Source organism: Campylobacter sp. CNRCH_2013_0671h (assembly GCF_025773055.1).
GTDB classification, from domain to species: domain Bacteria; phylum Campylobacterota; class Campylobacteria; order Campylobacterales; family Campylobacteraceae; genus Campylobacter_D; species Campylobacter_D lari_D.
Map to the genome: position 1 here is coordinate 154,680 of NZ_JAKMTG010000003.1, position 22,226 is coordinate 176,905.

At 28.8% G+C, this 22,226-nt stretch carries 21 protein-coding genes; 13 read left to right on the forward strand and 8 right to left on the reverse strand.

The features are described from left to right. Positions 1-873 (reverse strand): hypothetical protein, encoded by an 873-nt coding sequence (locus L8X97_RS03545; protein WP_263662649.1) that lies wholly within the window; start codon positions 871-873, stop codon positions 1-3. 67 nt (positions 874-940) lie between these two features. On the opposite strand from L8X97_RS03545, the gene ispG reads away from it, so the two are divergent. Then, complete coding sequence (ispG, locus tag L8X97_RS03550) at positions 941-2,005, forward strand: flavodoxin-dependent (E)-4-hydroxy-3-methylbut-2-enyl-diphosphate synthase (protein WP_250322407.1); 1,065 nt, start codon at positions 941-943, stop codon at positions 2,003-2,005. Here the strand turns inward: ispG and L8X97_RS03555 are convergent. The 5 genes from L8X97_RS03555 to L8X97_RS03575 form a co-directional block, all read right to left on the reverse strand. Further along, positions 2,002-3,366 carry a nicotinate phosphoribosyltransferase gene (locus tag L8X97_RS03555; protein WP_133319900.1) on the reverse strand — a complete coding sequence of 455 codons (1,365 nt, stop codon included), beginning with the start codon at positions 3,364-3,366 and terminating at the stop codon, positions 2,002-2,004. The two genes, ispG and L8X97_RS03555, sit on opposite strands and share 4 nt — an antisense overlap. A 21-nt stretch (positions 3,367-3,387) precedes the next feature. Beyond that, positions 3,388-4,494: a cell division protein FtsZ gene (gene ftsZ / locus L8X97_RS03560; RefSeq protein WP_039626779.1), complete on the reverse strand. Its 1,107-nt coding sequence runs from the start codon at positions 4,492-4,494 to the stop codon at positions 3,388-3,390. A gap of 11 nt (positions 4,495-4,505) precedes the next feature. Next, positions 4,506-5,885 (reverse strand): cell division protein FtsA, encoded by a 1,380-nt coding sequence (ftsA, locus tag L8X97_RS03565; RefSeq protein WP_220566695.1) that lies wholly within the window; start codon positions 5,883-5,885, stop codon positions 4,506-4,508. Beyond that, the gene (locus L8X97_RS03570) at positions 5,882-7,360 is read right to left on the reverse strand and encodes a peptidylprolyl isomerase (RefSeq protein ID WP_263662650.1); all 1,479 of its coding nucleotides are present in this window, start codon (positions 7,358-7,360) and stop codon (positions 5,882-5,884) included. Before L8X97_RS03570 ends, ftsA begins: the two co-directional genes overlap by 4 nt. 81 nt (positions 7,361-7,441) lie before the next feature. Next, entirely contained in the window at positions 7,442-8,020 is a 579-nt protein-coding gene (locus tag L8X97_RS03575; protein WP_263659740.1) for a class II aldolase and adducin N-terminal domain-containing protein, read from the reverse strand. Between the two features lie 60 nt (positions 8,021-8,080). Between L8X97_RS03575 and rsmH the strand changes: the two genes are divergently transcribed. Both rsmH and L8X97_RS03585 read left to right on the forward strand, forming a co-directional pair. Further along, on the forward strand, positions 8,081-8,998 hold the full coding sequence (gene rsmH, locus L8X97_RS03580; protein WP_263662651.1) for a 16S rRNA (cytosine(1402)-N(4))-methyltransferase RsmH: 918 nt from the start codon (positions 8,081-8,083) through the stop codon (positions 8,996-8,998). Positions 8,999-9,001: 3 nt separating this feature from the next. After that, positions 9,002-9,925 carry a hypothetical protein gene (locus L8X97_RS03585; RefSeq protein ID WP_263662652.1) on the forward strand — a complete coding sequence of 308 codons (924 nt, stop codon included), beginning with the start codon at positions 9,002-9,004 and terminating at the stop codon, positions 9,923-9,925. Here the strand turns inward: L8X97_RS03585 and L8X97_RS03590 are convergent. Further along, positions 9,922-10,413, reverse strand: coding sequence for a hypothetical protein (locus L8X97_RS03590; RefSeq protein WP_133319905.1), 492 nt, complete (start codon positions 10,411-10,413; stop codon positions 9,922-9,924). The genes L8X97_RS03585 and L8X97_RS03590 overlap by 4 nt on opposite strands. A gap of 131 nt (positions 10,414-10,544) precedes the next feature. Here L8X97_RS03590 and L8X97_RS03595 point away from each other — a divergent pair, with 131 nt between their 5' ends. After that, complete coding sequence (locus L8X97_RS03595; protein WP_263662653.1) at positions 10,545-11,522, forward strand: glycosyl transferase family 90; 978 nt, start codon at positions 10,545-10,547, stop codon at positions 11,520-11,522. Positions 11,523-11,533: 11 nt separating this feature from the next. Then, complete coding sequence (locus tag L8X97_RS03600) at positions 11,534-12,391, forward strand: D-amino acid aminotransferase (RefSeq protein ID WP_263661195.1); 858 nt, start codon at positions 11,534-11,536, stop codon at positions 12,389-12,391. Here L8X97_RS03600 and L8X97_RS03605 read toward each other — a convergent pair. Continuing rightward, on the reverse strand, positions 12,388-13,764 hold the full coding sequence (locus tag L8X97_RS03605; protein ID WP_263662654.1) for a cation:dicarboxylate symporter family transporter: 1,377 nt from the start codon (positions 13,762-13,764) through the stop codon (positions 12,388-12,390). The two genes, L8X97_RS03600 and L8X97_RS03605, sit on opposite strands and share 4 nt — an antisense overlap. A 285-nt stretch (positions 13,765-14,049) precedes the next feature. Here L8X97_RS03605 and L8X97_RS03610 point away from each other — a divergent pair, with 285 nt between their 5' ends. The 8 genes from L8X97_RS03610 (at position 14,050) to L8X97_RS03645 (ending at position 22,100) form a co-directional block, all read left to right on the forward strand. Continuing rightward, positions 14,050-16,101, forward strand: coding sequence for an FTR1 family iron permease (locus L8X97_RS03610; protein WP_263662655.1), 2,052 nt, complete (start codon positions 14,050-14,052; stop codon positions 16,099-16,101). Beyond that, positions 16,098-16,619 carry a ferrirhodotorulic acid transporter, periplasmic binding protein gene (locus L8X97_RS03615; RefSeq protein WP_012661874.1) on the forward strand — a complete coding sequence of 174 codons (522 nt, stop codon included), beginning with the start codon at positions 16,098-16,100 and terminating at the stop codon, positions 16,617-16,619. The genes L8X97_RS03610 and L8X97_RS03615 overlap by 4 nt, the downstream gene beginning before the upstream one ends. Before the next feature lie 77 nt (positions 16,620-16,696). Further along, positions 16,697-18,118 (forward strand): Fe-S-containing protein, encoded by a 1,422-nt coding sequence (locus L8X97_RS03620; protein WP_133319909.1) that lies wholly within the window; start codon positions 16,697-16,699, stop codon positions 18,116-18,118. Continuing rightward, positions 18,108-19,400: an ABC transporter permease gene (locus L8X97_RS03625; protein ID WP_263662656.1), complete on the forward strand. Its 1,293-nt coding sequence runs from the start codon at positions 18,108-18,110 to the stop codon at positions 19,398-19,400. The genes L8X97_RS03620 and L8X97_RS03625 overlap by 11 nt, the downstream gene beginning before the upstream one ends. Next, a complete protein-coding gene (locus tag L8X97_RS03630; protein WP_263661191.1) occupies positions 19,390-20,505 on the forward strand; it encodes an ABC transporter permease in 1,116 nt (371 codons plus the stop codon). The genes L8X97_RS03625 and L8X97_RS03630 overlap by 11 nt, the downstream gene beginning before the upstream one ends. Further along, positions 20,505-21,161: an ABC transporter ATP-binding protein gene (locus L8X97_RS03635; RefSeq protein ID WP_012661870.1), complete on the forward strand. Its 657-nt coding sequence runs from the start codon at positions 20,505-20,507 to the stop codon at positions 21,159-21,161. The genes L8X97_RS03630 and L8X97_RS03635 overlap by 1 nt, the downstream gene beginning before the upstream one ends. Beyond that, positions 21,151-21,642 carry a TlpA family protein disulfide reductase gene (locus L8X97_RS03640; RefSeq protein WP_220566705.1) on the forward strand — a complete coding sequence of 164 codons (492 nt, stop codon included), beginning with the start codon at positions 21,151-21,153 and terminating at the stop codon, positions 21,640-21,642. Before L8X97_RS03635 ends, L8X97_RS03640 begins: the two co-directional genes overlap by 11 nt. Further along, positions 21,603-22,100, forward strand: a complete 498-nt coding sequence (locus L8X97_RS03645; RefSeq protein WP_263662657.1) for a TlpA family protein disulfide reductase — start codon at positions 21,603-21,605, stop codon at positions 22,098-22,100. The genes L8X97_RS03640 and L8X97_RS03645 overlap by 40 nt, the downstream gene beginning before the upstream one ends. The last annotated feature ends 126 nt before the right edge of the window (positions 22,101-22,226 follow it).

Below are 22,226 nucleotides of genomic sequence, written 5' to 3' on the forward strand. Positions count from 1 at the left end.
TTATATAACCTCTAAATTCTTTTCTTTTAAAAAGATTTTCATCATTATGGGGGGGGTAAAATCAAATTTATCTGCCAAGTTAATAAAAGTATTATAAGCCTTCTTTTCGTTTAAGTCACACATATCTATATAAGTAATATTGTTTGTGTTAATTTTATTAAGTAGAGTATGCATTATAAAAGTATTTTCTAGTAAATTTTCAAAATCATCTTTCATGTAAGTTTTGTTTGGTTTTAAAAAATTAATATATTCTTGGTAGTTAAAATTTAAGTTAAAATTTTGATTATAGTTTCTTTGAACTTTACTCCAATCTCTTCCATATGAATGTTTTAATAAAGATATGGGATCTCGTGTTTGAATTAGTATAGGTATATCACAACTAATTAAATTTAAATATTTATCCAAATCTAAAATATTTGTCTCGGATATATTAATAGCTGTTTGAGAGTATTGAAGAAGTGATTTAAAATTTAAATTATATCTGTAATATCCGTTGTTTGGAGATACCCAAGAAGCAGAGCAATAAACATTGCATGCTTCATTGAGTAGTGTTAAAAAAGCAGCAGCGCCAACACCATGAGGGGAAATATAGATAAATTTAGCATTTTCTAGAGGTATATTTAGTTTCCAAGCAAGTTTTGTGCAATAATCACTAGGTTCTATATCGATATTTTTTGGATTTACTAATGGTGGATAAGTCTTATTTTCATATTGTTTAAAATCGTCACTATTAAGCCAAGCTGTAATATGATTTATATTATCTAGTATAAATTTTTGAAAAAAATAATCTTGATTGGTTTTGAGTGAATTTAATAAAAAATTTGCTTTTTTGCTATCTAAATGAGCTGATAAAAAATTAAGTAAATTTTTCATATTAAATCCTTGATATTTTTAGATTAAATTATTAAAATTATATAAAAATATTTTTAGAGTGATTTTAATGACAAGATATAAAACAAGACAAATAAAAGTAGGCGATGTTTTAATAGGTGGTGATGCACCTATTTCTGTGCAATCCATGCTTTTTACTAAAACAAGAGATATTGAAGGTTGTTTAGAGCAACTTAATAGGCTTTATTTTGCCGGTGCAAATATAGTGCGTTTAGCTTGTTTGGACATGGCAGATGCAAGAGCTTTAAAAGAAATCAAAGCAAAAAGCCCCTTGCCTTTAATAGTGGATATACATTTTAATCATAAGCTAGCAGTTTTTTGTGCTGAATTTATCGATGGGGTGAGAATTAATCCAGGAAATATAGGCTCAAAAGAAAATATAAAAGAAGTGGTGCAAGCTTGTAAACAAAGAAAAATTCCTATTAGAATAGGGGTAAATCATGGCTCTATAGAAAAGCAATTTAGTGATAAATATGGTTATAATATAGAGGCTATGCTTGAGAGCGCTTTGTATAATATAAAATTACTAGAAGATTTAGACTTTTTTGACATTAAAATTTCTATGAAAACTTCAGATGTGCAAAATACCATAAAAGCTTATGAAGCTCTAAGACCACTTTGTGATTATCCGTTTCATTTAGGGGTTACTGAAGCAGGAACTAAATTTCATAGTACGGTTAAAAGTTCGATTGCTTTAGGAAATTTGCTTTTAAAAGGTATAGGCGATACAATGAGAGTTTCTATGACAGGGGAACTTGAAGAAGAGATTAAGGTAGCAAGGGCTATTTTGCAAGATAGTGGAGTGCAAAAGAGTGGAGTAAATATCATCTCATGCCCAACTTGTGGAAGAATTCAAAGCGATTTGATTAAAGCGATTAAGATAGTAGAAGAAAAAACTAAACATATAAAAGAACCATTAAATATAAGTGTTATGGGTTGTGTTGTAAATGCCTTGGGTGAGGCTAAGGGTGCTGATGTGGCTATTGCTTTTGGAAAAAATCAAGGTTTAGTTATAAGACATGGTGAAGTGGTAGCAAAATTAAAAGAAGATGAGCTTGTTGATAGATTTTTACTTGAAGTAGAAGATGAAGTAAAACTTAGAGAAAAAGATTAATTTTTTTCTAAGTAAGTTTTTTGCATATTTTGTAATTTTTTAGAAATTTTTACTTTATAAATACTTGGATTTTGAAGTTTTTTTAGTTTAAAATCCAAACTATCAACACTTTTTTTATGATACTCTTGAATATTTTTCAAGTTAGGAAGCCCATAGATTAATTTTCCATCTTTAAAAATAAGCTCATGTAAATTTTTATATGTATAACCTTGATAATTTTTGATACTCTCATCATGTGTATATAAAATATCAAAACTTGCTTTATTGTTTTTATAATACCTTATGAGTTTTTTAAAATGTGGCAAGGTTGTTTTGCTTGAGCTTGCGCTGATTTTTATTTTAGGGATGATTTGATTGTTTTTTTCTAATGCAACAAGCTTATAAACAGCTCCAAAAATAGGCGAGCTTGCTGAAGTAATAAGCTTTTCTCCAATACCAAAAGCATCGATTGGAGCTTTGTTTTTTAGTAATTTTTCTATGATGAACTCATCTAAGGCATTGCTAGCTATGATTTTGCATTTTGTTAAGTTAGCAAGATCTAGTTTTTTTCTAATATATTTAGAGATTTTCAGCAAATCTCCTGAATCAATACGGATGGAATAATTTTGCATAGAATCTTGCGTATTTAACTCATTAAAAACTAAAATAGCATTTTCAATACCTTTTTTATAATCATATGTATCAATCAAAAGACTTATATTATCTTTATAAATTTGACAATATGCTCTAAAAGCACTTAGCTCATCATCAAACATTTGTACCCAAGCATGAGACATGGTTCCACTAATAGGAATATTAAATTTTCTCCCAGCTAAAGTACAAGCACTTGCATGAAAACCACCTATAAAAGCAGCTCTAGCACCATTTAAAGCTGCGCTTTCTCCATGGGCTCTGCGAGAGCCAAATTCTAAGAGTAATTTTTCTTTTGCAATTTGAGCAATTCTGCTAGCTTTAGTGGCAATTAGACATTGATGATTTAGAGTTAAAAGTATGAAAGTTTCTAATAATAAAGCTTCTATTATAGGTGCTTTGATAATCATTAAAGGTGTATTAGCAAAAATACATTCACCTTCTTTAACACTTAGTATATCTCCACTAAATTTTAAAGTTGAAAGGTAGTTTACAAAATCATCATCAAATTTTTTAGTATTTTTCAAAAAATCTATGTCATCTTTAGAGAAAGAAAAATGATTAATATGATTTATGATTTGTTCTAATCCACAAAAAATAGCATAAGAAGCACTATCAGGAGCTTTTCTAAAAAAAACTTCAAAATAAACAATCTGCTTATGCATATTTTGTTTAAAATAAGCATAAGCCATACTTAGTTCGTAAAAATCACATAATAATGAAGAATTCATATAAGGATTTTTACTTACAAATTAATCCATTTGACGACGCAAGAAAGCAGGAACATCAAGTTGAGAAATTACTTCCTCATCAAACCCACCGCTAGCTTTGCGCAAATTCATATAGCTATTTTTTTTACTTTCTTCTTGTTCTTTAGCACTTTCTATTTCAGCTTTATCTTCAAAACCTGTAGCAATGATAGTTACTTCAACACGATCGCCCATGCTTTCATCAGTAGTTGCACCAAAGATTACTTTTGCATTTTCATCTGCTATATCGCTAATGCTTTGAGTAGCTTGTGAAATTTCTATCAATGAGCATTCAGGTCCAATTTTATAATGGATAATCACGCCCTTAACGCCTTTCATAGTCATACCATCTAATAATGGAGATTCTATAGCACTTGATAATGCGTCCATGATAGCATTTTCACCTTCTCCATGACCCACACCCATTAAAGCTAAACCTCTATGGCTCATAACAGTTCTAACATCTGCAAAGTCAACATTGATATCGCCATCTTCTAAAAGAATAGACACCATACCTCTAACAGCTCTAGCTAAGATATCATCAACTAGTTTAAATGCTTCTTTTATACCTGCTTTTTTTGGAAGTATACTAAGAAGTTTTTCATTTTGGATTACAATGATAGAATCACTTTCTTTTTTTAATTCAGCCAAGCCAGCTTCAGCTAATTTTTTTCTTTGTTTTCCTTCAAAAGCAAAAGGCATAGTTACAACCGAAACAGTTAATGCGCCTACTTCTTTAGCAGCTTGTGCTACAACAGGAGCTGCACCTGTACCAGTTCCACCACCAAGTCCTGCTGAAATGAATACTATATCACTTTGACTTAAAGCTGCTTTTACTTCTTCAAAGCTTTCTCTTGCACTTTCTGCTCCAATTTCTGGTTGCATTCCAGCACCTAAACCTTTAGTTTTTTTCTCACCTAGTTGAATTCTAGTTTTTGCTAAAGATTTTGCTATAGCTTGTGCATCAGTATTTGCTGAGATAAGATCAAGATCATGTAAGCCCATATTTACCATATGATCTATCATATTACCGCCACCGCCACCGCAGCCTATGACTTTTATTTTTGCACCTTTTGCGTGTTGCATTTCTTCTACTAGATATTCGCTCATTGTATCTCCTATTAGAACTGGTTTATTAATTTATTCCAAAAATTATGCATAAAACTTGATTTTTTATCTTTTTTGGTTTCAACTTTTGTTAATTCTGTTTTTTCATCTTCAAAATCTCTCTGTTCTTGAAAAATTTCTTCAAAATTTTTATTTTCTTCTTCATGTTCTTCTATGGTGAGATTTTGTTTTATCTGTTTGTTGATAAATTCAGGCTCTCCTTTGTATCTTAGTTTTTCATTAGAATCTAATTCATAAGGAGTAAAATGTCCACCACCATATAAACAAAGACCTATAGCGCAGCTATTTTCTGCATCTTCAAAAATTTCTTTAAAGCCATCCATAGTATCTTTTTTTGCGGTCGCTATTCTAACAGCTTTATTATCAAAATAAGCTGAAGCAAGTTTGTCAAGTCCTGCAAATTTTGTCATTCCACCTGTTAATACTATGCCTGCTCCTGCTTGATTTGCACAAGCATTATCACTTAGCATTTTAGCCAAAATAATAATAGTTTCTTCAATTCTTGCATAAATAACATTAGATATAACTTCTACTGAAACTTCATTTTTTCTTTTTTCATCACCCATATATGGAATTTGTATAATTGAGTTTTCATTTTGTGCTAAAGATGCATAATTTAATTTTAGTTTTTCTGCTTCTTTTGGTGGGGTATGCAAAGCTATGGATAAATCATTAGTGATATTTACTGAACCAATTTGTAAGCATTCATTATATCGTATAGAATTACCCGCATGAATGACCATATCGCAAACTGCTCCACCCATATCGATTAAAATAGCACCTAATTCTTTTTCACTATCATCAAAGCATGCGATAGAAGAAGCATATCCTGAAAGAACGATATTATCTACTCTAAGATCAGCAAGCTCAACTGCTTTTTTTAGATTTTTAATATGCACTTCTTGCGAGATTACAATATGCGTAGAAACTTCAAGACGATTTCCACTCATTCCCAAAGGATCTTCTACATGCTCAAGATCATTTACTTTAAAATTATAAGGCAATACATGAATGATTTCATATCCACTAGGTATATTTGCGGTATGTTTTGCTGTGCTTACTGCTCTGTGAATTTCTTTAATACCTATTTCATGATTTGGTATATTAACTACACCTATACTGTCTACACTTTTTGCATAAGCACCTGAAATAGATACAATTACTTTATCATAATGCACACCTGACATCATTTGTGCATCGGCTACTGCCTCTTCTATAGATTTTGAAGCAAGCTCTATATTGGTAATTGCTCCTTTTTTTATACCATTTGATTTTGATTTTCCAAAACCAATGATTTTAAGTCCTTCTTCGCTTTTTTGTGCCAAAATAGCACAAGTTTGTATTGAGCCTAAATCAATTCCTAAAATATTCAATTTGTATTTCCTTTATAATAGCGTTGGATTGGATATAATTCTATAAGTTTTTTTAATAATTCTTCCTTAAGTAAAGCTTGTTTAGTTTGTTTGGCACTTTGTTCTATGATAAATTTATAAATTTCTTCTTTATCTTTGTTTTCTAGAGTTTGCTTTGTAATTTCATAAACTATTGCTTTATCATCAAATAAAACATAAGATTTAGCTTTATTTGAGTCAAATACATGCATTAAAAACTCACTAAATTCAGCATCGTTTATCATTTCACCTACTTTTGCCCCTTTGCTTGAGTCGCGACTATAAGTTCCTATATCTATGCCTTGGAAATTATCTAGGGCAAGCTTTGCTTTTTCTTCTAATAAAGTTTTAGTTTTTTCTCTGATGTAAAGTTTGCTCACTTCATTTTTGGCTTGCTTAAAAGTCATAGTCTGTATAGGATTTATTTTTATAAGTTTTGCAATCATATAGCCATTTTCAAATTTAAAAGGCTTAATAAAATCATTTTCTTTAGCTTTTTGTATGTTTTCTAAAGGGTAATAAATATCAGCATCGCTTATTGTGATGTTTTTGTCAAAACTAAGCTCGTTTTTTCTCAAAGCAACATAGCTTTCATTAGCTTTAAGTTTAAGCTTGGAAAGTTTTAAATCTTTTATAACTTTATCTTTGCTTTGTTCTAAGCTTAGAATTTTTCCTGCAAAATCTTTATAGTCATTTTTATTTTCTTCATAGTAAGCTTGAATTTCTTTATCAACAACTGTGATTGTATTAGGATCTAAAAAATAAGTTGCAAGCTCATAGCTTTTTTGTGTTTTATATAGGTTTTTGTTTTTTTCCCAAGTTTGTTTTAGTTCTTTTTCATCAATAGGAATATTTTTATTATCAAGTTTTATTATTTGAATTTTTAAATTATCTTGCATTAAAAAACTTGCACCAAACATATCAAGCTCATTTTGTTTGATTTGTAAATTTAAAATAGCATTGATTTTTTTAAGCAATAATTCATCATGGATAATTTTTTCATAAGCTTTTGGTGTATAGTTGTTTCTTGCAAGTAAATTATAATATAAATCTTTATCAAAAACACCTGAAGCATTATGAAAAATTTTTTGATGCGCTAAATCATAAGCAATTTCTTCTTCGCTTACATTTAAACCTAAAGTTTTAGCATAAGAAAGCAGAAGTTTTTCTTGTATAAGTTCATTGATAGCTTGAGTATCTAAGCCATCTTTTTGTGCTTGTTCTTGTGTATAATTGCCATTGTTTAATTGTGAGTAGTAGTTAAATAATTGAGAATATTTTAGATTAAATTCATCATAGCTTATTTTTTCATCGCCTACTTTTGCAACAGAATTTGATCTATCGGTGTTAAAATCATAACTTCCCCAGCCAACAAAACCTGCTCCAACAAAAGCAATAACACTAATCCAAATAGTAATAACTAAATATTTTTTATGATGCTGCATCCAAGTGAGCATTTTTACCCCAATCCATAATTAATTAAATTAAACCATAAATTATAGGTAATTTGTGATTAATAAAAAATTAATTTTATGATTTTATGATAAATTTGTCTCTGCTAAATGGATAATTTTACAAGAATTTTCGATTAAATCTATTATTTTTCCAAGTTCATAGCTTGTTCTTCCATAAGCAAATATTCCATATCCTTTCACAACGACAAAATTTTGTTTTTGTTCTAACATATAACGATAAATTTCAGTTTGCGATCTATCATCCCAATCCTCATAACTTTTAGGATTGTAAACTCGAATTTCTTCTAAAAAAATTTCTCCAAAATAATCTTGAGGTGTTATGAAATCATGATTTAAACTCATGGATAAGGTATAAGCTGGATAAGCAAAACATACGAATTTAGCTTCAGGTATATTTTCATATATGCTTTTATGTATTTCACTATCGCTGCTTGCTTCATCCCAGCTATAATCTTTTGCAAATTTTAAGATACTTAAATTTTTTTCATCTAATTGATTCAAAAAAGCATTGCTTTTATTGATAATAAATGAGCCTTGGGAAAGTTTTGCTGAAACAGAACCATGGCAAATTCCAAAAAAATTTTTTTTAAACATTGATGAGGATAGAATTTGAATTTGGGAAATAATATTTTCTTTATTCATTAAAAACCTTGTTTTAAACTTAGCTAAGGTATTATACTAAAAAATATTAAAAGGTATATTTTGCAAAGTCCACATATTCCTGTTTTATTACAAGAAGTTTTAAATACTTTTGATGATTTTGATAGCGGAGATTTTTTAGATTGTACTTTGGGTTATGGAGGGCATTCTAAAGCATTATTGCAAGCTCATGAAAAATTAAGATTAATTGCTTGCGATAAAGATTTAGAGGCTTTAAGTTTTTCCAAAGAGTTTTTGAAAAATTTTCAAGATAGAATAAGTTTTAATCATATAGGTTTTAAAGATATTTTAACTCAAATTTCAACGCAAAACATAAGAGGAATTTTAGCTGATATTGGTGTATCTTCTTTGCAGCTTGATAAAAATGATAGGGGTTTTTCACTAAATTCCGATTTTTTAGATATGAGAATGGATCAAAATAATCCTTTAAGTGCTAAAGAAGTGGTGAATTCTTACAACAAGGAAGCTTTGGAACGAATTTTTAAAGACTATGGAGATCTAGCGCCGGTTGCTTCAATGCTTGCTCAAAAAATTATCAATGCAAGAAGTCAAAAAGAGATTACAAGTGCAAAAGAATTAAGTCAAATTATAGGAAATGCTAAGTTAAAAGGACGCAATGTATCTTTAGCTTTGCTCGTATTTCAAGCTTTGCGTATAGAAGTAAATAATGAACTTGGTGAGTTAAAATCCTTACTTGAAAATATAGAAAAAGTAAAATTAAAAGATTGCAAATTAGCTATTATTAGCTTTCATTCTTTAGAGGATAGAATAGTAAAAAATACTTTTAAAAGATGGGAAAAAGACTGCATTTGTGATGAAAGAGCTATAAAATGCGAATGCGGTAAAGGACATAGTCTTGGTAAAATTTTAAGTAAAAAAGCTATAAGTGCCTCCAAAGAAGAAATAAGCTATAATAGTAGATCAAGTTGTGCAAAAATGAGAATTTTTTATTTTAGGTAAATAATGATTGAAGATGATTTTTTAAAAGAAAAACAAAATATACGCGAAAAAATGTTGAAGTATTCTAGGGCTATTAAAGAAGGTAGGCCTTATGAAGAGTATGAGCACAATTTCAATGAAAGCGATCGCATATTAAAAAATAGAATACAGCGTAAAAAAAGACCTAAATTTACAGACTTTGATGAAGAATATAAAGAAAAACCTAAAAAACAATCCGCTATTTATTTAAAAGAAGATTTGATAAATGTTAAATTAGAAGAAAAAAAGCCTTTTAAATTACAACTCAATTTTTTCAAAAAGCAAAAAGAAAAATTTGATAAAAAAAATGATAAAAATCTTAAGTCATCTAAAAATGTTAAAACTTTGCAGGAAGTAAAAAAAGTAGAAAAAATACAACAAGAAAAAAAAGATTCTATTCAAATATCTAAAATTCTTACTCAAAGTAATGTCTTTGTCGCTTCAAAATTTCAAGATTTAAAAGAAAAAAGAAAAGAAAAAGTCAAACTCAAACAAGAATTAAAAGAGCAAAAAAAAATCGAACAAGAAAAAATAAAAAAAGCTCAAGAAGAATTAAAAGAAAAAGAAAAATTAGCTAAGCAAGAGCAAAAAATTTTAGAAGAAAAAGTAAGGCTTGAAGAAAACCAAGAATATAATCAAGAAGATAAATACGAACTTTTAGATAGCATAGTAAGTGAGGAAAATAAAAATTTAACCCCTAAAAATTTATTATATGCAGGTTTGATGATAGCATTTGCTTTATTGATATTTTTCCCACAAATTTATATTAGAAATCAAATTTATTATGTAAGTAGAGAAATAGCAGATTTAAGATCGCAAGAATTAGTTTTAGATGAAGAAAACAAAGAGCTTCAAAGACAGCTTGAAGCATTGTATTTTCAAAATCAAGTTTTAGACTTTTTAGATTAATCTTGTGTTTGAATGATTTTCTCCAAAACATATTGTTCAAGTTGATTTTTTGGAATTTCTTCTTTAATGGCTTGGTTATAAATATTTTCTGCTATTTTTGAATATTTTTCATAAGCAAAATATGGAAAATGTAAAGTCCAGGCTTTTTTCAATAATCTTTTGCTTATTACTTTTCTAGTATAAATTTTAAAAATATCATAGCCAACAAAAACACAAGCGGTAACAAAAATAGCACTTAAGATACTAATATGAAAATCAATAATTGTTAAAAAATAATGGCTGATGATAAGCATAGGAACTAAAATGGCTATACAAAAAAGGGTATATATAAGATAAGAATTAAATACCTTAAATTTAAAATTTAATTTCGCAGGATCTATCATCATACCTTCATTTAATAAGGCATTTGCTTCTAATAAATCTTTTAAATTAACAGGTTGATTTGAAACTTTAAAAATAAAGTTTAAAATAAATTCTTGTATTTTCATTGTTTTACCTAGTAAGTATGTGATTTTTGTGATTTTAGCATTTTTGTTTTTAAATAAGATAAATTTTAAGTCTTGTAAATGAAATCTTGTGTTAAAATTTACATTATTTTTGCATATAAAGAAAGAAAAAGATGGCAGATTCTAGATTTATGATGAATGTAAAAGGCATAGCTAAAAGTTTTATACCTAGAAAAATTTATCAAAATCAATTACAAAATATTTTCAAAGAGCTTTTAAAATCAAAAAATATAGATAATATTATTACTCGCTTAAATTATTACAATTTGCAAAATGATTTTTTTGATATAAAAAATTTTCAAAATTATGAAAAAATAGGAAAATTTCCCTTTAAAAAAACTTCCTATGCTTATGATGCTTATGCGATTAGTAAGTATTTTAATGATGATTTTTTATGGATTAAAGGTTTTGGAGATATTAGTTATAATCTTAAATATCCAAGCATAGCTAAATCAAGACCAGTTGAAAATGGCTTTAATAATATCATTTTAAAATTAGACAAAAATAGACATTTTGATTTTATACAAGATAAAAACCAATTTGAAGATAAAAAAGACTTACTCTTTTTTAGAGGTGCAATTTATCAACCTCATCGTATTAAATTTTTTGAAAAATATTTTGATAATCCTCGTTGCGATATTGCTCATGTTGGCGGTAGAAAAATTCAAGCCGAAAAATGGATTAAAAATTTAAATTTTAAAATTAGCAGAGCCTATCAAACCCAGTTTAAATTTTTACTTTCATTAGAAGGTAATGATGTAGCAAGCAACTTGAAGTGGGCGATGAAAACAAATTCTTTAGTTTTAGCCCCAAAAATGCGTTATGAAACTTGGTTTATGGAAGGAAAGTTAGTTCCAAATGAGCATTTTGCTTTGATTGATGATGATTATGAAAATGTAGAAGCTTTGCTTGATTATTATTTAGCTAATCCACATAGAGCAAAAGAAATCATACAAAATGCTCATGCTTATATAGAGCAATTTTTAGATGAAAAGATAGAATTTTATATAGGAATTTTAGTTTTAGCTAAGTATTTTTATTATTCTAATCAGCTTGATTTACCAAAAGATATTATTAATTTATTTGATTAAAAGGAGAGTTTATGCAAGAGATGGAAATAGTATTTTTAAATGATGAATTTATAAAAGCTAGCGAAGCTAAAGTGAGTATTTTTGATAGAGGTTTTATCTTTGGAGATGGAATTTATGAAGTAGTTCCTGTGGTAAATGCAAAAATAGCTGATAAGGAAGAATTTTGGGAGCGTTTTGAGCGTAGTTTAGCCCAAATTGATCTACAAATTCCTTATACAAAAGAAGAATTTGAAAATATTTTAAAACAATTAATCATTAAAAATTCTCTCAAAGAAGGCGGGCTTTATATGCAAATTACTAGAGGGGTTGCTAGTAGAAATTTTGCTCTTTTAAAGGGGTTAAAACCTACTATTATGGCCTTTGCTTTTGAATGCAAGGTGATTGAGCATGAGTTTGCTAAAAATGGGGTGAGTGTTATTTCAACAGCTGATTTAAGGTGGAAAAGAAGGGATATAAAATCAATTTCTTTATTAGCTCAATGTCTTGCAAAAGAAGAAGCTGTTAAAGCTAAGGTTTTTGAAGCTTTTATGGTAGAAAATGCTTTAGTTACGGAAGCTTCTAGTAGTTCAGCTTTTATTATAAAAGATAAAACTTTAATCACTAAGCCATTTTCTAATGAAATCTTACCAGGAATTCGCCGTAAAAATATCTTAAAATTTGCAAAAGAACTTGATCTTAAAGTAGATCAAAGAGCTTTTAGTATGAAAGAAGTGTATGAGGCTGATGAGGTGTTTATTTCTGCGGCTACTTTTTTGATTTTAGGTATTATAAAAGCAGATAGTAAGGTAATTAATGATGGTAAGGTGGGCTTTTATACCCAAAAACTAAGAGAAAAATATGTAGAAAAAATTCAAAAAGAGGTTTTTTAATCAAAACCCGCATTAGTAAATTCTTTAGGATTATCTAGAGCGTAGCGAAACTTTTCCCAGTCTATTTGTTTATCCCAAATAGCTACGATTAAAGCTGCTACGCTATTACCACATAAATTTCCCACAGCACGAATTTCAGACATAAATTTATCCACGCCCAAAAGTATAGAAATGGCAGCCACAGGTAAAACCTCGCCCAAACTTGCTCCTAAGCCATTGTTAGCTTCTGCAATGTGCATATTAGATAAAGCCGCAAGTGTACTTCCTAGTATAATAAAACCTGATCCAGTCACACCAACAGCACCTTTTGAGGCTATCATAAGCACTATTAAAATGCTAATTTCATGAGTTAAAGAAAGTTCTACATTAAAAGCTTGAGCAAGGAAAATTAAACTCATAGCTAAATAAATATTAGTACAATCAAGATTAAAACTATATCCAGTTGGTAATACCAAGCCCACAGTGGCTTTTGAAATTCCTGCTTTTTCAAGTTTTCTCATAAGCGGAGCTAATGCTGATTCGCTAGAACTCGTGGCAAAAACTATTAAAACTTCTCTTGAGATAAAACGCATAAATTTAAAAATATTGACTTTAGCAATAAAACAAATAAGCCCTAAAACTCCAAAGATAAAAAGCAAAGAAGCAAGCAACATAACAATAAGCAAATAACCCAAATTTAATAAAGAATCAAGTCCATATTTTGCCACTAAAAAAGCCATTGCAGAAAAAGCAGCGATGGGAGAAAAATACATAATGATTTCTAAGATTTTAAAAACAAAACTTTGCATAATTTCTAAGGTTTTTTGTATAGTTTTTCTCTCATCAATTCTCATAAGTGAAATAATAAAAGCACAAGCTAGAGCTATAACTAAGATTTGCAAAGTTTTTCCTTCGCTAAAAGCAGCTATGATATCAGTAGGTATAGCGTCTTTTAAAATATGCAAAATTTCATTTTGTGCACTTATTTCTATATTTTTATTAACAAATTGAGCTACACTTTCTTGATCTAGAGTGCTTGGATCAAGGTTCATTCCTTTACCAGGTCCCATAATGTTTGCCATAAAAATGCCAATAGCTAAAGCAAAAGTGCTTACTATTTCAAAATAAAGCAAAGCTTTAGCTCCTATGCTTCCAACTTGTTTTAAGCTTTCAAGACTAATAACACCTAAAACAATAGTTAAAAATATAATAGGACCTATGAGAATTTTTAAAGCTTGTATAAAATAATCTACACCGATTTTACTAGCTAATGCAAATTCCTTATCTAATAAGCCAAGGCAAATGCCAGCTATAATTCCTATAATCACCCAAAAACCTAAATTTTTTAACATTTTTTTGAGCTTGCTTGGTTTTTCATGAGTAATAACTAGCATAAAAAACTCCTTGTAATTTTAAAAAACGATACATATTAGCAAAGAAAAACTTATTTTTATGGTTAAAATAAATAAAAAATAAATATAAAAGCTAAAAATAATAATTTTTTATCTTATTTTGTAGATAAAAGTAGCATTTTGTAGTATTTTTGTATGATTTATTATGAAATAAATAATGATAATGTTTATCTAAATTTAAGAAAGCTAGTACTATACTTGTGACTATGATTTTAAAAATGAATATCATTTCGGAGTAAAATAGTGTTTAAAAAAATAAGTTTATTAATGATTTTTTTATTTTGTTCTTTAACACTTGCTAGGGATATTGATTATCAAAAAGAAAGTCAAAATATTAAGCAAATTTTGAATGAAAGCATGGTGTTATATAAAGATAATAAAAATTTAGAAGCTAAGAAAAAAGCTGAAGATGCATATTTTCAGCATTTTGAAACCATGGAAGGCTCTATTGGTCGCAATGTCGGTAGAAAAGTCATTGTGATGGAGCGTAAATTTATTAATTTAAGAAAAATGTATAAAGATAAAGAAGATATTTCTAAGATAGAAGCTTTAATTAGTAGCTTGTATTTTGATTTAGATGAAGTCGTTCCTATATTAGAAAAAGGATTTCAATTAAAAGCTGAAGCTAGTGATATAAATTATGATAAAAAAGCAGCTGAAAGCTCATCTTTAAAAGCAGAAAAAGAGCGTCAAGCGCAAGCTGAAGCTATGTTTGCATCTTTACTTGGAGAGGATGTTAAAGGACAAACATCATCAAATTTGACTCAAAATTCAACTACTCAAGAGCAAAATATCCAAAAAGATGAAACATTATTAGCCTTACAAGAAGCTTCAGCTATGGATGCAAGATTGCAATTTTTAATGGATTCAATGATTTCAAAACTTGATCAAGCAGCATTGGCTTTTGTAAATAAAGATTACCAAAAAGCTAAAGATTTAATCCAGTCAGCATTATTCGAAGATTATAGAAATTCAAAGGTAGAAGTTTTAGTAGCAAGATACACAAAAGCGGGTATGGATAAAAAAATTCAAACAAAACTTAGAACTATAATAAGAAAAATCAACAATAACACTTTGGATGAAAAAGCTATAAGAGATGAAATTTCAGACATATCAGATTTATTATATGAAGCATTCCTAGCTTTACCCAAAGAAGAATTAGCTTTACTTCAGGTTAAAGGCTTTGATGAAAGTGTTATGAGTACTAAAAACTATACTAAAGTATATGATGATATAAAAATTGCACTTAATAATATTTTACAAAATTATGATGGTTTTAATTTAAATAGCATAGATGCTTTACAAAATGTTTATTTGGATATTTTTGAAGCAAGTGGTATGGAAAGTAAAATTGGTGCTATTGATAGTGCTTTAAAATTAAAAATAGAAAGTTATTTTTCAAAAGGTGTTGCACTTATTAAAGCAAGTGCTTCTAAAGAAGAATTAAAACAGAATTTTGATGAGCTTGGTACATTAATTGAAAATTCTTTGGATAAAATTCAAGAATCTTCACCTATGTCTTTATTTATATGGGCTTTGGGTATTATCTTAAGAGAAGGTTTAGAGGCTTTAATCATTGTTGTAGCCATAGTTTCATATTTAGTTCAAAGTGGCAATAAAAAGCGTTTAAGTATAGTATATTCAGCACTTTGGAGTGGAGTATTTTTAAGTTTTGTAACTGCATTTTTTATTTCATGGATTTTTAAAGAACAAGCAGGGCAAAGTAGAGAATTTTTAGAGGGCATTACTATGCTTGTGGCTGTTGTATTACTATTTTATGTCGGTTTTTGGCTTTTATCAAATGCGCAAAATAAAAAATGGGCAAATTATGTAAAAACTCAAGCAGTTGAAGCTATCTCAAATAATTCAGCAAAAACTTTATGGTTTAGTGTGTTTTTAGCTGTATACAGAGAAGGTGCTGAAACTATTCTTTTTTATCAAGCTTTATTATTTGATGCAAAAACAAGCACAGATTATAGTTTTATATTTATAGGATTAGCTAGTGGATTAATTATACTTATAATACTTTATTATTTATTAAAAGCTGGTGCTTTAAAAATACCAGTAAAACAATTTTTCTATATAACTTCATACATTATTTTTTATATGGTCTTTGTCTTTACAGGCAAAGGCATTGGTGAGCTCATAGAAGCCAAGGTTATTACACCAAGCTTACTTCCTTTTGATTTTGAAGGAATTTTATGGCTTGGAATTTATCCTTACTATGAGAGCATCATACCTCAGTTTATGGTTTTAATCTTACTCATTATGGGTATTTTTATAACAAAGCAAATTTCAAATAAAAGGGAAAAAATATGAAAAAAACTTTATTAAGTTTAGGTGCAGCAGCTAGTATTTTAGCTAGTTCAGTTTTTGCAGCAGAGGTACCAATTGGCGATCCTTATGAGTTAAATGGTATGGAAATAGCAGCTGTTTATTTGCAGCCAATCGAAATGGAGCCAAGAGGGATTGATCTTGCAGCAAGTTTAGCAGATATTCACCTTGAAGCAGATATTCATGCATTAAAGGGTAATAAAAACGGCTTTCCAGAAGGTTTTTGGATTCCTTATTTAACTATAGCTTATAAGCTAACTAATCTTGACAATGGTAAAGTAAAAACAGGAACTCTTATGCCTATGGTAGCAGATGATGGCCCTCACTATGGTGCAAATTTAAAAATGGATACAGGCATAGGAAACTATGAGTTAGTATTTTTAATAGAAAGCCCAGAAAAACAAGGTTTTGGACGCCATGTTGATAAAGAAACAGGTGTTGGTAAATGGTTTGAGCCATTTTCAGTTAAATACAACTTTAAATACACAGGAAAACCTAAGTGATTTTTTCCCTAGCTTTTTGCTAGGGTTTATTTATAAAATTATTGATTTTATAAATAAATTCTATCAAAGAAGAGCCCATGTCGATTTATTTTGTACATTTTTTTGGAGTATTTTTTTCTTACGCACTTTTAAGTGCTTTATTTTTTTATAATCTAAAAAATTCTTTAGTGTTTAAACTTGCTTTTGTGGGTTTTGTTTTTTCTTATTTTGCTTTTTTTATTAGCGCTAAAACACTAAGTTATGATTTGTTGTATTTTTCTAATGATGTTTTATTTGTTTTATTGTTTTTAAGTGTTATCATTTTTTCTTTTATAAAAAATAATTTTTTAAAAGAAAAAATTCAAGCAATATTGCTTTTTTTATTATCTTTTGCTTTTGGTATAAAATACTTACATATTTCTATAGACTTTCCTATATTAAGCACTAATTTTTTAGATTCTTTAGCGATTAGTTCTTTTGGGCTTATTTTGCTTGCTTTTGTGATGTGTTTTGGGGTTTATCTTTTTACAAGATGGCTAAGGGAATTTAAATTTAAATTTTTAAATTTATTTTTACTCATTATCGTGATTTTTTATCTAAATGAAGCTTTAGCGCAAATTTTATTGCACCTTATGAGAGAAGGTGTGATAGAAACAGAAAGTTTATATTTAAGCTATGTGGCAAAAAGTGTATATTATGCTAAATTTTATACATATATATGGTTTTTATTGCTAGGAATTTGTATAGTTTTAGCTCTAAAGCAAAGAGTGAGTGAAAACAGCAAGAAAAAAGATTTTGATATAGAATTTAGAAAAAATCAAGCAAAAAATTCAACTATAACTAATTTTAGTGCAAGTATTTTTAGTGCTATGATTTTAAGTCTTTGTATTTTTCTCTTTTATGACTTGCATGCTTCAAGACCAATCACCATAGACGAGCCAACCTATGTAGAGCCAAATGAAAATAATGAATTTGTTTTTGATGTGGCAATATTAAGAGATAATAACTTACATCGCTTTGCTTATATTAGCGATGAGGGTAAAGTGGTAAGATTTTTCTTAATTAACAAAAGAGAAGATAAAGACTCTCCAGTAGCAGTTTTTGATGCTTGTAGTATATGTGGAGATATGGGGTATGTTAAAAAAGGTGGAGAGTTAATTTGTATTTCATGTAATGTTAGAATTTTCTTACCAAGTGTAGGTAAGGCAGGTGGGTGTAATCCTATCCCTATGAAATATAAATTTGAAAATGGTAAGGTTATTATACCTTTTTCAGAAATTTTAGATGGAGTAAATTTTTTCACTCAAGTAGTAGAAAAGAAAGTTTATGATCCTATTGATCATACCGAGCTTATTAACTTAAAAGCACCAAGATCTTATGTTTATAAAGGAAGAACATATTTTTTTGCTAATGAAAAAAATTATGAAGAGTTTAAAAACGATCCTTTAAAATACATTGATATGAATAAATCTTCAAAATATAGAATTCATAATTTATTAGGAAATGACTATGCAAGTTAAGATTGTAAAAAACTCTATTTTTCAAAATAAAATCCAAAAATCTCTAGCCTTACTAACGATTTTTTTAGCTACTTTACTTATGGCTACTATGTTAAATCTTACTTTGGGTATAGGTAATGAAATTACAAAAGAATTAAGAAGTTATGGATCAAACATTTTAGTTTTACCTAAAGGTGCAAGTTTGAGTGTAGAAGTGGGTAATAAAATTTATGAGCCTTTGAAAAATCAAAATTTTTTAGAAGAAAACAAGCTCCATACTATAAAAGAAATTTTTTGGAGAAATAATATCAATGCCTTTGTGCCATTTTTAGATACTCAGGTAAAAATTCAAACTCCAAATGCAAATTATGAAAATATCTCTTTAGTGGGAACTTATTTTGATAAGGCTATAAAGATTCAAGATGATGATGATTTTTATGCAGGTATTAAAGAATTATACAAATATAGTCAAATCAAAGGAAATTACCCAAAAGATGATAGTTTAGATGAAATAATGCTAGGAATAGATTTAGCACAAAAGTACGATTTAAAAATAGATGATGAAATCACCCTTGTGCAAAATGATCAAATTTTTAAAGTAAAAATTGTTGGTATTATGGATTTAACTCAAGCTTTTTCAAATAAAATCATCACTTCTTTACTTTTGGCACAAAAGCTTTCTAAAAAAGAAGGTTTATTCTCAAAAGCAGAAGTTTCAGCTTTGACTATACCTGAAAATGATTTAGCGCAAAAAGCAAGACGCGATGTAGATAGTCTTGATCAGCTTGAGTATGATCAGTGGTATTGCACTGCTTATGTAAGTTCTATTGCCTATCAAATTGCAGAAGATTTTAAAGGTGCAAGCACAAAAGTAGTGAGTGCTATTTCAGATGCAGAAAGTTTGATAGTATCTAAAATTCAATCTTTAATGGCAGTAGTTAGCATTATATGCTTAATCGTAGCTTCCATAGCCATATCATCTTTAATGAGTGCGGATATTTTTAGAAGAAAAAGTGAAATAGGGCTTTTAAAAGCTTTAGGTGCTAGCACTTTGCAAATTTATATGATTTTTGCGTTAGAAGGGGTTGTGGTAGCTTTAGTTGGGGCTGTTTTGGGTTTTGCTTTTGGTATAGGTATGTCAGAGATTATCGCTTTGAGTATATTTGAACATACCATTGAAATTTCCTGGATTATCCTACCAATTTGTTTATTTTTTGCAGTGCTTATAGTATTTTTAGGATGCTTGTTTTCTATCAAAGGAATTTCTAAACTTTCTACTTCAGAGGTTTTATATGGGAAATAATTTTTTTATGCAAGAGGTTTTTAAATCTCTTATTTTTTCTTATAAAAGAGTTTGTATTATTTTTATAGCTGTGTTTATGGGTGCTATGGTAAGTGCTTCGTTTTTTAATATTTATTTTGATATTGACACAAAATTGTCCAAAGAATTAAAAGCTTATGGAGCTAATTTTATCATCACGCCAAAAGATGATGAGTTTTTAAGCATGGATGAATTTAATCAAGCCAAAGAAAACTTGAAAGCAAAAGCTTTAACCCCATTTTTATATGGTTTTTATAATCTTGAAAGTTCAAGTGCGGTAGTTGTTGGGGTTGATTTTGCAAATTTAAAGCTTACCAAGCCTTTTATGGAGGTTTTAAAAGGAAGCTTTTCTTTGAGTGATTTTAGTGAAGATAGTGCCTTTGTGGGGGCTGATTTAGCTAAACAATTAGAGCTTAAAATAGGACAAGAATTGCAAATTTATAACCCAAGTATATCTAAAATAGTCAAAGTAAAAATCAAAGCTATTTTAAGAAGCAATGATGAGCAAGATGGGGTTTTAATCATCTCTTTAAAAAAAGCTCAAGAGTTAGCAGCTAAAGAAGTGATAAATTATGCTCAAGCTATTTTACTAGGTGATTATGAAAGCTTAGATCAAAAAGCAAAAGAACTTAGCAAGGCTAATGTAGAAGCCAAAGTCATAGCTTCAGTATCCATTAGTGAAGGTGTGATTTTAGAAAAGATCAAGGCTTTGATGGCTTTGATTAGTTTAACTATTTTGCTCATTAGTTCTTTGAGTGTAAATACCACTCTTAGTGCAGTGATTTTTTCAAGAAAAAAAGAAATAGCCTTGCACCTTGCACTAGGAGCTAAACATAAAGAAGTTATTAAACTTTTTGGAGCTGAAGTGTTTATTTTAAGCTTGAGTGCGAGTTTGCTCGGCGCTTTTTGTGGATATTTTTTAGCAAATATTTTTGGATATTTGATTTTTAATGCAAGTATAGATTTTAGATTGCTTTCAGTGTTTTTTGCGGTACTTGTTTCTTTGGTATTTGCATTTTTTGCAAGTATCTTACCGCTAAAAAAAGCCTTAAAAATCAATGTTTGTGAAAATTTAAAGGGTGAGTGATGAAAAATATTATAAAAATTTCAAATTTAAATCGTAATTTTAATGAAGTTAAAGCTTTGCAAAATATCAACCTAGAAGTAAAGCAAGGCGAATGGCTAGCCATTATGGGCCCATCAGGTTCAGGTAAATCAACACTTTTAAATATACTTTCTTTAATGGATACTCAAAGTAGTGGGGAGTATTTTTTAGATGATAAAGAAGTTGGAAATTTAAGTGAAGAAGAAAAAAGCGTAATTAGAAGAGAAAAAATAGGTTTGATTTTTCAACAATTTCATTTAATACCTTATTTAAATGCTTTAGAAAATGTTATGCTAGCTCAGTTTTATCACTCAAGTATAGAACAAAAAGACGCTATAATGGCACTAGAAAAAGTAGGACTTTCACACAGACTTACGCATTTACCTAGCCAATTAAGTGGCGGGGAGCAACAAAGGCTATGTATAGCAAGAGCTTTAGTGAATGATCCTGAAATTTTATTAGCAGATGAGCCAACTGGAAATTTAGATGAGGCAAATGAAAAAAATATTCTAGAGCTTTTTTGTAAATTAAAACAAGATGGTAAAACCATAGTTTTAATCACTCACAATCCAGACTTAGCTACTTTTGCTGATAGAACTATCATTTTAAGCCATGGAGTGATGAAAAGTGAAAATTAAAAGTATAATTTTAGCTTGTTTATGTTTAGTTTTTTTAAGTGCATGTTTTGAAAACAACAATAAAAATGGCGGCAAAGTAGGCTTAAAAGCACCAGAAATCGCAGCTAAAAATTTAGAAGGTGAGAAAATCAAACTAGCTGATTTTGATAATCTCATTGTTTTAACCTTTGTAGAGCAAGGTTGTGCATCTTGTTTAAAAGACTTACCACTCTTGGAAAAACTAGCTAACGAATATCCTAAAAAAATCACTATTTTAGCGCTTGATTCTGTGGATAAGGGGAAAGATTTTGAAGAATTTGCTACAAAATATGATTATAAAAATATTATATTTTTGCAAGATGATTTAGATATATCATGGCAAAGATTTAACATTTTTGCAGTACCAACAACTTTTGTCATTAAAGATGGAGTTGTGCAAGATAAAATCATAGGAGAAAAACCATGGTCACAACTAAAAGCTTCTATTGCTTCTTGGCTTTAATAAGTGTTTTTTTCTTTAGCGCATGCTCAAATAATGAATTTCAAACCTTAAATTCAAGTCAAAACTATACTTTTAAATACGATGGTTTTGAAAAAACCTTAAAAACACAAAATGCAAATCAAGCTTATGCTTTATTTTTTTTCACGCAAGATTGTGGTGCGTGTAATGCACAAATTCCTATGCTAAATGAACTTTATAAAGAAAGAAATTTTCCTATTTTAGCGGTGTTAAATGGAGCTAAATCAAAAGAAGAAGCCCAAAAAATTCTTTTGGAAAAAAAGTTAAATTTACCACTTATGTATGAAGCTAAAGCAAGCTCATTTTTGTCTAAGGCTGTGGGTGGAATTTATGGTGTGCCTGTGATAGTTTTTTATGATGAAAAAGGCAAGATAAATGAAAAATTCATCGGACTTACTCCAAAAAGTGTTTTAGAAAATAAAATTAAATTTTTACAATAACTACTGCTAACTTTTTTAAGTTTATTTTTAATTAAAAAATAAAATTTGCAATTATTTTTTTTAAGTGATTTTTTATGTACTCTAAAATGCAAATATATTGTTAATGTTATTGATAGGCTGTATGTT